Source organism: Steroidobacter agaridevorans, from assembly GCF_009932555.1.
Classification (GTDB): domain Bacteria; phylum Pseudomonadota; class Gammaproteobacteria; order Steroidobacterales; family Steroidobacteraceae; genus Steroidobacter; species Steroidobacter agaridevorans.
In genome coordinates, this window is record NZ_BLJO01000002.1 from 687,249 (window position 1) to 699,702 (window position 12,454).

At 59.8% G+C, this 12,454-nt stretch carries 10 protein-coding genes; 7 read left to right on the forward strand and 3 right to left on the reverse strand.

Annotated elements, in window-relative coordinates; genetic code table 11:
* A partial coding sequence (locus GYH35_RS09790) for a rhamnogalacturonan lyase family protein (RefSeq protein WP_456115294.1) occupies positions 1 to 1,090 on the reverse strand: 1,090 nt, incomplete at its 3' end.
* Between the two features lie 491 nt (positions 1,091 to 1,581).
* On the opposite strand from GYH35_RS09790, the gene GYH35_RS09795 reads away from it, so the two are divergent.
* The 6 genes from GYH35_RS09795 to GYH35_RS09820 all read left to right on the forward strand — a co-directional run bounded on the left by GYH35_RS09795 (position 1,582) and on the right by GYH35_RS09820 (position 9,547).
* Positions 1,582 to 3,780, forward strand: coding sequence for an FG-GAP repeat protein (locus GYH35_RS09795; RefSeq protein ID WP_161828279.1), 2,199 nt, complete (start codon positions 1,582 to 1,584; stop codon positions 3,778 to 3,780).
* A gap of 286 nt (positions 3,781 to 4,066) precedes the next feature.
* On the forward strand, positions 4,067 to 5,128 hold the full coding sequence (locus tag GYH35_RS09800; RefSeq protein WP_161815787.1) for a DUF3500 domain-containing protein: 1,062 nt from the start codon (positions 4,067 to 4,069) through the stop codon (positions 5,126 to 5,128).
* A gap of 188 nt (positions 5,129 to 5,316) precedes the next feature.
* Positions 5,317 to 5,466: a hypothetical protein gene (locus GYH35_RS09805; RefSeq protein ID WP_161815788.1), complete on the forward strand. Its 150-nt coding sequence runs from the start codon at positions 5,317 to 5,319 to the stop codon at positions 5,464 to 5,466.
* A gap of 497 nt (positions 5,467 to 5,963) precedes the next feature.
* Positions 5,964 to 8,138 (forward strand): hypothetical protein, encoded by a 2,175-nt coding sequence (locus GYH35_RS09810; protein ID WP_161815789.1) that lies wholly within the window; start codon positions 5,964 to 5,966, stop codon positions 8,136 to 8,138.
* The gene (locus tag GYH35_RS09815; protein ID WP_161815790.1) at positions 8,139 to 8,738 is read left to right on the forward strand and encodes a hypothetical protein; all 600 of its coding nucleotides are present in this window, start codon (positions 8,139 to 8,141) and stop codon (positions 8,736 to 8,738) included.
* A 188-nt stretch (positions 8,739 to 8,926) separates the two neighbouring features.
* Complete coding sequence (locus tag GYH35_RS09820) at positions 8,927 to 9,547, forward strand: LysE family transporter (RefSeq protein ID WP_161815791.1); 621 nt, start codon at positions 8,927 to 8,929, stop codon at positions 9,545 to 9,547.
* Positions 9,548 to 9,555: 8 nt separating this feature from the next.
* Here the strand turns inward: GYH35_RS09820 and GYH35_RS09825 are convergent, their stop codons facing one another.
* Both GYH35_RS09825 and GYH35_RS09830 read right to left on the reverse strand, forming a co-directional pair.
* Positions 9,556 to 10,086, reverse strand: coding sequence for a class I SAM-dependent methyltransferase (locus GYH35_RS09825; RefSeq protein WP_161828280.1), 531 nt, complete (start codon positions 10,084 to 10,086; stop codon positions 9,556 to 9,558).
* 1,044 nt (positions 10,087 to 11,130) lie between these two features.
* A complete protein-coding gene (locus tag GYH35_RS09830; protein ID WP_202624205.1) occupies positions 11,131 to 11,742 on the reverse strand; it encodes a HupE/UreJ family protein in 612 nt (203 codons plus the stop codon).
* Positions 11,743 to 11,839: 97 nt separating this feature from the next.
* On the opposite strand from GYH35_RS09830, the gene ureG reads away from it, so the two are divergent.
* Positions 11,840 to 12,454 (forward strand): urease accessory protein UreG, encoded by a 615-nt coding sequence (gene ureG, locus GYH35_RS09835; protein ID WP_129648990.1) that lies wholly within the window; start codon positions 11,840 to 11,842, stop codon positions 12,452 to 12,454.

Consider the following 12,454-nt stretch of genomic DNA (forward strand, 5'->3'; position numbering starts at 1 on the left):
TTTCCTGCCGGCCATCCGTGTCGACATCGGCGATGGACAAGTTGTGATTGCCCTGCCCTGCATAGGCGGAGTTGCCCGAAGTATTACTGTCGAAAGTCCATCGCTGCGTGAGCGCACCGTTGCGCCAGTCCCAAGCGGCAATGACGGCACGCGTGTAATACCCTCGCGACATGATCAAGCTGGGTCGCTGCCCATCGAGGTAGGCGACACCGGCGAGGAAACGATCGACGCGATTGCCGTAGCTGTCGCCCCACGAGCTGACAGTGCCACGGGCCGGCACATAGTTGGTCGTTGCCAGGACCGCGCCATTCTGTCCGTTGAAGAGGGTCAGGAACTCCGGCCCGCTCAGCACATAGCCGCTGCTGTTGCGGTAATCGGCGCTCGCACTGCCGATGACCTGGCCGGTCCCGCTGCGTGTGCCGTCGGCAGTCTTCGCCGCTACCTCGGCTCGGCCGTCGCCGTCGAGGTCATAGACGATGAATTGCGTATAGTGCGCTCCGGCACGGATGTTTCGACCGAGGTCGATGCGCCACAAGCGCGTGCCGTTGAGCTCATAAGCATCCAGATACACGTTCCCCGTGTAGCCGGATTGTGAATTGTCCTTGGCGTTGGTCGGGTCCCACTTGAGCACGTACTCATACTCGCCATCGCCGTCGAGATCGCCGATGCTCAAGTCATTCGCCGTGTAGGTGTATGCCTCGCCGCTCGGCGTCGTGCCGCCGGCGGGTATCTGCAAAGGAATCTGCAGATACTGTTGGGTCGCCGCGTTGGCTGGCAACGTGAATGAAGCGCTGTTGGCCTGCTCGACGCCATTCAACACCGGCCTGACGAAGTAAGTGTTGGCCTGCGTCGTCGGCGCCGAGTTGTCGACGAAGTTCGTGCTCGCCGTCATGGGCGTGCCATTCAGCAGCGTGGCGGCGCCACCGGCCGTCGAGCGATACAGGTTGAAGGCAATTCCGGAAGGATCATTGCCAAACAAACGCCAGCCCACATAGACGGAAGAACTGCCGGTGCGAACGGCCACGACGCCGCGCGACAGTCGCTCCATCTGCGCTTGAGCGTGCGCGTCGAGCATCGCTGCAAACAACATCGGGACAAACAAACAAGCACGCATCCATCCTTGATGCCTCATGACTGCTCCTTTGCATCATGTCAGCGCTGTCGGCTGTGAGGTCGCGCACGACCCATCCCGCAAGGCCACGGCCCAGCGTCAATTGATTTCGTTGCTACAGAACCCCCGGCGCTTCACCGTGTGAAGCTCTTCTTGGCGGGCACACAGTAGCGCAATAGCTCAGACAAACCAATCATATTCGATCATATAATTTAGGCCAGCAGTCAGCATCGATCGAGATCGCTGATATATCTTTCAATGCGCGATCTCTCGCCCGGCGTCGACCCTTTTGACACTTCGTCGCTCGAATGCCCTTGTTTTACCGAGGCCAGCGACTCGCAGCGGAATATTCCTTTCGCTGCCCGATGCGCACCGGAACTTGCTCACGCAACGTTCCGTTCATGCGTAACGCCGCTACCCAGTGGCACGGGGATCTGTAAGAAACAAGCAACGCGACGTCAGGGGGAGTCATGCGCAACGACGCGTATTTCCGTCGTGAGTCCGGCCGCCGGGGACGAGTGTTTTCTCTGTTGTTACTATTCAATTCGGCGCTGGCGCTCGCTGAGCCTGCGGTTCTTCTGGAAACGGCACGTTTGATACCTGGCGACGGCGTACCCGATGGCGGATACGGCCGCAGCGTAGCCATCGACGGCAACATCGCCGTCGTCGGCGCCACTATCGAGAAGTTTCCTGGCAACGGTTCGTCGAGGCCGGGCGCGGCCTATGTGTTCGAGCGCAATGCTCAGGGAATCTGGCAGCAAACGGCGAAGCTCGTTGGCACGACGCCGCCCGATGCCTTCGGCTTCGCGGTCGCCGTCGACGGCAATGTGATCGCAGTAGGCGAGCCGAATCACGAACGCGTGCACGTCTTCGAAAAACAGGGATCCAGCTGGGTGCGCACCGCCGAGCTCGGCCTGGCCCCGAGCCCGACCTTCGGCACCGGCAACGGATTCTCGGTCGCAGTGCATGGGGATCTGATCGCGATCAGCCATCGTGACGACAATGGCCTCGCGCTGTATCGACGCAGCACTGCCGGCTGGCAACGAATCGCTTCGTATAGCGACAGCTTTGCCGAGGAAGACCCTACCTACCTGGGGCCGCACGTCGACGTGACGGCGGGCATTGCTGTGTTCGGCACACCCTCTCTATTCGAACACGGCCCGGCCCCAGGGCACCTCAACCTCTACTCGCCGGGCGCCAACGGTGACTGGGCTACGCCGACAGTGATTTCGTGGGACCACCCGGACATCAATGGCGACTTCAACGGGCCCGTGTCGATCAGCGGCAACACGCTGCTCGCGGCGGGTTGGATATACGAACGCAATTCGAGCGGTACCTGGGTGCTCACCAACACCTCGACGCACGCGGACGCGCTCGATGACGACGAAAGTACCGTGATTGCGGGCGAGGCGCCCTATCAGATCGACCGGGTTTATCAGCGCGATGCTGCCGGTTCGTGGCCGCGAGTGGCTGAGTTGACGACCAGCATTGGATCGGAACTGAATCGCCTCGACGTAAATTCGAAGCGCGTGGTGGCCGCAAGCGCGCCCACGGACTCAGTCGTCAACGGGCAGGCTTTCATCTTCGAGCTGCCCACCACGCTGGATCGGCCCGCGTTGCTCCAGGATGATTTTCAGGATGGCAACGCGCAAGGCTGGACGTCTCTCGGCGGCAGCTTCAGCGTGGTTTCGGGCGGCACTTCGCTCGTCTATCGCCAATCGAACACGACCGGCAATGCTGCCGCGCTGCTCGCGAATGCGAACTACCCCGACCAATCCATCCAAGCCGACATCATTCCTCGCGCGTTCGATGGATCGGATCGCTGGTTCGGGTTGGTGGCGCGCTACGTGAACTCCGCCAACTACTACTACGTCACCGCTCGCAGCGGCGGCGGAGTCCAATTGAAGAAAATGATGGCTGGATCCTTCACCACGTTGGGCTCCGCACCGCTCACCGTCACGCTCAATCGAACGCATCGCCTGCGGCTCGAAGCGGTCGCCGATCACGTGCGAGTGCTGGTGAACGATCGACCGGTCATCTCGGTTCGCGACGACGATATTTCAGGCGGTCGGCCAGGCGTCATGATGTTCCGGACGCGCTCCGACTATGACAACGTGCTGGTCAACGCGAATCCCGGCGTGCCTGTGGTCGTCGATGACTTCTCCGAGCAGCGCTGGTCCGTGATGCCGACAACGGGACTCTGGAGCCTGCTGGCGGCGGGACTGTATCGGCAGGAGGACCTGACGGGCGGCGCCAGCCTGCTTACCAACACTTTCGGCGACAACGGCACGTACGGCGATCAGATCGTCGCTGCCGATCTGCGGCCGACGCAGTTCGACGGCGCCGATCGCTGGATCGGACTGGCCGCGCGCTATGTGGACGCCAACAACTATGTTTACGTGACTCTACGCAGCTCGAACACGCTGCAGATCAAGAAGCTGGTCAACGGCGCGATTCAAACGCTCGCCTCCGTTCCGTTCACGATCGCCACGAACACGACGTATCGGGTGCGGCTGGAGACGGTGGGATCGAGAGTTCGTGTTTATGTGAATGGAGAGCTGAGGCTCGAGGCGGCCGATGCGCCGAATACTTCTACTGCGAAACGCGCCGGTGTGGTGATGTACAAGACGGCTGCGGAAGTCGATAACTTCTCTTTATTCCAGCCCTGAGGTACAAACCCGCGGAGGCCGAGCCGGCCTCCGCGAGCTGAGTGAGCTGTGGTAGGTCTGCGGAATTGCAGACGGCGAGCCAGCCGCGCCAGGAGTCACGGGATCTTTTTCAAGTTGTTGGCAGCAATAGGAAAACAGTTGACCGGGCGTAGTCTCCGCGCCACACAATCCACCCCGGTGCAGCGTCTCGATCAGTTGGGTCGTGGCTAACAACATCGCTCGCCGTGTTGGATAGCCACAAACCAAGCGCATACTTGTCTCGGATTCTCTTTCATGAGCGCCTCACATGACTTACGGACTCACGATCGAACCCGTGCTGCTCATCGGCGCCGTCTTGATTTTCGTCGGCTTGGGAGCTGCGAACGTGCCCAATGAAAATGGTGACAAGCAACCTTCCGGAACAGCGGCTGCGAATGCACTTCTGGAGTCGCTACCGGAAGCCAAGCGAACACAAGCCCAGTTGTCGTTCGATTCGTCTGAGCGCACGAACTGGAACTACGTTCCCACGAAACGCGCCGGCGTTGCGCTGGCAGAGCTCGATGCAAACCAGAAAACGCTGATCGATCCATTGCTGCGTTCCGCGTTGAGCCCTTCAGGCTTCAACGCTGCTAAACAGATCGTGCAGCACGAATCGATTCTCGCGGAGATCGAAGGCAACCCACGGCGCGATCCGGAGCTCTACTACACCGCAGTTTTTGGGGAACCGGGTCCCCGCGCACCTTGGGCGTGGCGATTCGAAGGCCATCACCTTTCTGTCAACGTGACCCATGTCGACGATCAAATGCAGGTCGTCGCGCCGCTCTTCATGGGCTCGAACCCCGCCCGCGTACCGCACGGACCGAAAGCCGGTCTACGATTGCTCGCGGCAGAAGAAGACCTGGCTCGCGATCTGATTCGCATGTTGCCGAAGGAGCGACGCACCCGTGCGATGCTTGCCAATGACGCTTTTCCGGACATCGTCACCCGTAACGATCCAAAGGTACGTTCGCTCGGTATCGAAGGGCTTGCGGCAGGCGACATGTCTCAACCTGAGCAAGCGCAATTGCGCAAGCTACTGCACGTGTACTCGGATCGCATGACCGAGAGCGCTGCACGAGAGCAGCTCGAGCGCATTGAGCGCGCGGGCTTTGACAAGCTGCACTTTGGATGGGCTGGCAGTCTCGAGCCAGGCAAGCCGCACTACTACCGAGTGCATGGCCCAACGGTCCTCATCGAGTACGACAACACTCAAAACAACGCCAATCATATCCACAGCGTCTGGCGCGACCTGGAGCGCGACTTCGGCGGCGACTTGCTTCGTGCGCACTACGAAGCGCATCGGGCTGACGGTCACGGTCACGAGCACTAGCACGCGCAACTAGCGAGACGTCCGGGCGTTAAGCCGCGCTCCGCCGCGGCCCGGCGTCTTTCGCCGGTATACCCCCTCAGTTCGCCGGCAATCCCACTTTGCGATGTAACCCCAGAGCACTCCACCGTGTCCTAACACCAAGCCCCGCAATAACGCGGACAGCGCAGAGAGAGACCCAGGAGGCCGTCATGCTTACCGCCATCAGCCGCAAAACCCAGACCGTTGTCTGCATGTTCCTGTCGGCTGTCATCGTCAGCGGCAGCCTGTCACTCGGCGCATACGCCGCCGAAAGCGCGGCTCACAACGGTTACTCGGTGACGGTCACGCAGATCCAGTAAGTCTTTGCCCCCTGCCGGTGTCACCTTTCACGGTGCACCGGCAGGCTTTGGCCCCGGCACTGCGACCATGGCCAGCGCGCTCGTTATCTCAAGCAGCTTTCGATCCATCCAGATGCTTGCCCGAGCAGGAGGAGCGGAGCCTCCGAATATTTCGTCGAAAGGCCCATCTGTTCCCGAACTCTATGACGCAACTCATCTGTGAGATTTCCGTCGCCAATCGTCGCGGACGCATAAGCCTGTCCGCTTCGAGTCGGTGGGGACTTATGCCAGGGTGCAAAGAGCGACCATTGTTTTAGGCACAGTGCACTACGATGGAAGACAGTAGCGCAAGGGCAAAGCCCATTGACAGCCGCTTCTGGTAGAACCACCGTTGGGCCGGAGAACACTACCAACGAGATCACCGCGCCGCCGGCGAAAGTGAAGGAACCATGCCTACGAAACCGCTACGCCGGAAGGCCCTGGCCGTTGGCAAGTCGACGCCGCGAAAGAAGCCGTCGATGGCTGCGAAGAAAACAACACCTGCCACCATACCGGCTGGTGCACAACCCGCAAGCCCTGCCCCCCCAGGGGCCGTGGTGCCACCAGGAGGAGTACCGTTCAAGCCCACCCTTTCCCTGCCTGGGTCTGCTACTCCTGCAGGTCAGCCGGCGCAGACGCCGGCGAGCAATCAACTGCTGCTCTGCGCGCCGCCAAACACACGTACCGGCCCAGTTTTCGAACTTCAGTACCGACGACCGATTTTGTTGGCGCAGGCGGGGGACCAGGCCAACCCGGCAAGTTCTCTTTATCAGAGCATCTCCAAGCTCGTCCGCCTTGCCGGAGCCGATTACGCGCTCCAAGGAATCCACTTCGGTCTCGATGCACGCTTCTCGCAGGTCTGGAACCTGAGCAACGTGACCGTCGGCGACCTGGCCACGACACTCGCACTTGCACCGCAAGAACAGTTGACCATAGAGCTGGTGACATCGCAGCGCAAAGTGCTTGACCAGACCGCTTTGGATTCGACCGAGTCGTTGACGACGGCAGAAAGTACGACCTCAGACAAGGAGGCCGTCAACGTCGCCCGCTCTGCGTCCAAGACCGAAGGCTGGCACGTCGACGGAACCGCATCGGTGAGCGTCGGCTACGCATCGGCTAGCATCAGTGCGGGCTATTCCAAAAGCATTACCGACTCAAATCAGCAAACTATTAACCACGTATCGGAGGCCACCAAGAAATCGGCCAAAAACTTAAAGACACTCCACAGTGTCTCCGTGCGCGGAGTTTCGGAGTCCTTCGTGCAAAGCCGGATGACTCGCGTTCTGAGAAACCCATACGCGGACCGGACCATGGCGGTCAACGTCTTCCAGCTGCTGAAGCACTATTCCGTCGCCACCGATCTGGTTGACCAACGTGGCGCCTTTATCGTTCGCATCGAGTCCATCAACTTCGATGCCGAATTCGTGCTGAACCACATCAGCTTTCTTCAGGAAACCCTGCTCGACTCGGCGATGGTGGACAGCCTTCCCAGTGCAGTCCAGGGCGCCAAGCCCCTGGTGCGATCGGGTGCCTTGGGAACGGCGGTGTCGATGTCGACGGTGGCTCTGGACTATTTGTTCAACCTCACCGGCGGCGTGCCGCTGCCACCGTCAAACATCCTCAATCTTCAGGTCGATCCGAACAGCGTGTCGGACCAAAACGACCCGGCCCAGTCCTTCACCACGCAGACAGCGTCGCCGGCCGGCAATGAGACCTCTGGTCTGTCGGTCGGAGATATTGTTCTGGGAGTTTTAACCGGAGGGATGTCGCTAACTGCGGAAGCAGCGTTGAGTGCTTACGAAGAGTTCAAGAAGAACGAACTGAAGATGCGTTGGTCCTCTGGCTTTGACACTGCGGTACGTACCAAGGCATCCGCCCTGTTCATGACGCTCGCGTACTTCAACGCAATCGTCCGGACTTCGATACCCGATACCTCGCAACCAGGCTCGCCCATGGCGCCGATTCTCACCATCGGCAACAACGCCATCCTGATCGCCAATGCCCTGGCTACTGACTTGGCAGAGCAGTGGAACAAGCTCTACCCGGACCCGATCAAGAGCGACGAATTGCACGCGATGATGAGCAGTCGCAACTACACCGAGGTATTTCGCAGGGTCCCCGGATTTCTGGCGATGATCCGTCAGATCGTCAAGCCGCTCGTCGAACCCGCTGGCGAAGACGCAGCGGCGATAGCTGCGCACAACCAGGATATCTTCAATCTGAACCGGCTCCTCGGACACCTCGCCAGTTACAGCGACTTCTACACCTCCAGGTTTCTCGCTTACGTTTCTCGCATCACCAACGGCGAGTCGGTTGCGCAGTTCGCCCGTGGGATACTGCAGCAGACAGTCTTTGCCTTCAATTTCAATCCCGAAGAATTTGACCCGGACCGGGCGTTTGTCAGTGCGCGCGATGTTGTCATCCCAGGCTTCGGTTTGCTGACCGCGCAAGACTTGCTGGTCATCGGCAGAGCGCTTGGAGTCAACGCACCTCCCGCGGTCGTCAACCCGGTCAAGACTGTCGACAACATAGAAGTGCCTGCCGATGGCACGCACTTGGAGGCCGTTGCCGGCATGTGCGTGTTGGCGGGCGTCCCGCCGCAGCCTACGTTGGCGGGAACGGTCAACGCAGCGTTTGGGCGACAGGTGCTGTGAATGTGCGAGCTGGCAGAACACACCTGCAAGAACAAGCGCGGCGCAATAACGCGCGCGCAAGCAGAGGCAAAGAAGCGTCTATTGAAGGCAAACGGCAAGGTCGAGAACTACCGCGCGGCAGTGTCTCGAAGCGAAAAGCTGCAGGGCCAAAACAAAGCTGTGGGCGACGTGCTCAGGCGGTGTTTCGGTTGGCGAGGTGACGAATATCAGAAGGAACTGGCCGGCACATACACTGACACCCCACGGAATCTTCATAGGGCCATCAGAACCTTGTTGGAACACGTCGATGCACCTATTCACGCCGCGTGTGGCGGCGAGATTGCCCATGCCGCCTTGAACCCGAGATTCAAGGATGAGATCAGCTTCGTGATGGCCATGTCGCATGAGTCCAACCAGAACTGTTTTTCCTTCACTGATCGCTTCTTCGGAGCAACGCTGGAGAAGCAGGCAAAGACCATTCTTCACGAGATGTGCCATGCGTGGCTGTATATGTCGGATGTCGCGTACGAAGGGCTCGGAGGTTGGAATTCCTTGAACAAACACAACTCCGAACACAATCCGGACTCCTATGCCGTCGCAATTCGAGACCTGGGGAAATGAGCCCGGCACGGGCGCGTTGACCAAACAGTGCGAGCATGGGATCGAGCAGATTGGTGACGATGCCCTGCTCCAAACATTTCAGTAGCGAAGCTTGCGCCAAATGCCGGCGGAATGAGCGACGGGCAGCGGCGAGTTGATCTCGTACGATAGACTCTGACTCCACGCACGACTATCAGCCTGCTATCGCCATGATCGATTCGATCGCGCTCGTCGGTCTCGTTCCTGTGTTTCTGGCGGCCATGATCTCGCCCGGCCCGGACTTTTTCATCGTGTCTCAAACCGCCCTATCCCGCGGGTTCGCCGCCGGCGCTTGGACTGCCGCTGGGATTGCCTCCGGAGTGGCTTTCTATGCGGCGCTCGCCGTATTGGGCCTTGCGTACGTACTAAGCCAGGCAGCGTGGCTGACGATGGTCATCAAGATAGCTGGCGGCCTCTATCTTCTATGGCTGGCGTGGAAGATGCTGCAATCGAGCTCGACAACAGCATCGTCGGAGCAACTATCCGTTCGTCATCGCAATCCCTATCTCACAGGCTTGCTCTCCAATCTCACCAACCCCAAGGTCGTGGTCTTCTTCGGCAGTCTATTTGCAGCCGCCCTGACGCCTCAGGCATCGCTGGCAACCAAGCTCGCCATGATCGGCATGTCCGCCGTGTTGCCTCTCTTGTGGTTTTGTTTTGTCGCCGCGTGCCTGGCCCTGCCCGCGGTGCGCGAACGCTATCAGTCGATGCGTGATGCAATCAATCGCATCGGCGGAGTCATCATTGGCCTCTTTGGGATCAAACTGCTCTGGAGCGCCCGCTCGCAATAAACCAGCGTTCAGGCCACAGCCTTGCTCGTCAGGAAGACATCGCTGCCGCAAAGATCGGAAAGCCCATGTCGCAGCACGACGTGCAGGTCGAGATCGCCCAGGCGCAATGTTTCCAATGCGAGGTCGGCGGCGCGCAGCCGATTCTCGATGTCCGCCCCATAGCGGCGCACGTGATCTTCCTGAAAATATTTCAAGACCCTTTCTTCAGGCGTATTCAGCGGCTCGTCGCTCGTCCTCGCGCCCCATACGGGCACCTGAATGACAGCGAGGCCATTCGGTTTCAGAACACGGCGGATCTCGCGCATCGCCTTGTGGTCGTCCGCCACGTGCTCGAGGATGTGTGAGCACCACACGAGGTCAAAGGTATTGTCCGCGAAGCTCATGTTGCAGATGTCTTCCTTGTGCATGACCGTCGGCAGAAGCAGATCGGCCGTGTGGTAGTCGTCTGTCAAGGACGCCAACCATTTGGTCATGCAAGGCTCGGGGGCGAAATGCAACACCTTGCCCAGTCGTGCGGGCAGACGCTTGGCGAGCAACACGTAAGCGAGCCGATGCCGTTCCTGAGACTTGCAGCGGGGGCAGGTCGCATCGAACCTGAAAAAAGGTCCCTGATTCGCGGGATGGAACTGAAATCCGCTCCAGTTGCACATCGGACACTGGCGCGTGTGCTGGAAGTTGAGCCCGGTGATGACGGCTCGATAAGACCTGCGCGCGATCCTATTCACTAGACTCATATTGCACCTCGGGAGGGTCCCTGTTCCAACATGCCAGTGCGTGGAATCGTTCGTCTGTTGAAGCAAGCGTAAACGCGCCACTGACGACTTGACAAGATATTCCGAGATTGTTTCCTCGCAGCGCGCGAGCGCCGGCCTTCCGAAGCTGACCTCATAGCAAACCGTCTCTTAAAGGCGACGCGCGAGACGATCGGATCAAGTCAAGGCAGCTCATTTATAGCCCGCCGATTGCCTGCTACTGCCCTCACCTTCCTCGGCAATCCGCGTGTAAACATGCGTCTTCCTGCTGCACGAGCGTCTACTGTATGGTTCTGCACACCAACGCTGTGCCATGTGGAGGACGATGTGAAAGCTCCCTCTGAGTCCAAGTCTCGTCGTAAGCCAAACGCGAAAAAGCAGGCACGTAAGACCAGCACAGCTTCCGCGAAAGCCAGCACGAAAGGCGTCTCTGCTCAAGTTACAAAGTCTGCTAGGGCCGGAACTGTGACTATCGTGGCTGCAAGCCTGACGCTAGCCGTCGTGAACGCTTTGCCACTTGAGCGCGTGCAGGCTGCGCCTTCGACCCCTGCTGCTCATGTGGCGCTTCAGATGGAGCAGCCACCGCCGGCGACTGCGAACGAGCGAGCGCGAACGGCGTCCAATCATCAAACCCCAGAGCACAAGGCAAGTGAACAAGAAAATCGCGGGAAAGGCTTTTGGCGAGGTTTGGGCCGAGAAATTTTTGTGGCAGTCGTGGCAGGTGCCGTCGTCGAAATCGTAAAGTGGGCATTGACGACGCTGCCTGGCGTCATCCAAGGCATTGCCTTTGTAGCCGCGTGTCTATAGCGGAATGCTGTGTTCTGAACTTATCTAACCGGGGATGACGAGAAGCAAACCCAGTGAAACAGCCCCAACAGCCGCAATCGCACTCCCGCCCCATCGAACCAGTGAGAGCTGCTGCCCTGACTGCACCATCCTCGTCGAGATCAGCACGCCGAAGGCGTGCAACAGCGCAGTCGACATCACGAATCCGATTCCATACGACGCGGCCGACAGGTCCGCCCCCATCTCCGCTCCATGTGCGTGGCCATGAAACAAAGCGAAGCCCGCCGTCAGCCCGACCAGCACCGGCGCACGAAACGTTTGTTTCCAAACAAGCGCGGTCCCGAACGCCACGAGCGACAGCGCAATGCCAATCTCGATAAACGGCACATCCACCCCGCCTGCGCCGATCATCGCTCCAACGACCATCGCCATCACGAAGCTCACCGGCAGCCCCCACCGCAGGCGCCCAGCGCTGCAACCTGCCAGCAAGCCGACCGCCACCATGGCGAGCAGATGATCCAGGCCCCCAAGCGGATGAAGAACACCAGCGAGGAAGCTGTGCGTGACATGGCCAGTGTGTGCCAAGGCCGTGGCAGGCAGCGACAGGGAGAGAAACGATCCCAGCAACGATGTACGACGTAACATGATCACGAGCATGCCCTCGATGCGACGTTCCCGCCCTGAGTCAAATGACGTAGGCGGCCGGTTATGGGAAACGTATGATACGCAAGCATCCCGTGGGCGAGGAAGATCGATGTCGAAAGCTGAAGTGTTGCGACTGGGAGTCGGCGGTCCGGTCGGGTCGGGGAAGACAGCCCTGGTCGACAATCTCTGCAAGCGCATGCGCGAGCGCTTCAACATCGCCGTCGTCACCAACGACATCTACACGCGCGAGGACGCAGAGTTCCTGATCCGCAGCCAGGCCCTACCTCCGGAGCGCATTCGCGGCGTGGAAACCGGCGGCTGCCCGCACACCGCCATTCGCGAAGACGCGTCGATGAATCTCGCGGCCATCGATGGCCTGATGCAGGAATTCGCTGGCCTGGACATGATCATCGTCGAGAGCGGCGGCGACAACCTGGCCGCGACGTTCAGCCCGGAGCTGTCGGATCTGACCTTGTACGTGATCGATGTCGCCGCGGGCGACAAGATTCCCCGCAAGGGCGGCCCCGGCATCATGCGGTCGGACCTGCTGATCATCAACAAGATCGACCTGGCGCCCCATGTGGGCGCCTCGCTCGAAGTCATGGATCGGGACGCACGCAAAATGCGGGGCGAGCGGCCCTTCGTATTCACGAACCTGAAAACGGGCGAAGGACTGGACAAGGTGATCGCGTTCATCGAGCGCGAAGGCATGTTGAAGCAGTAG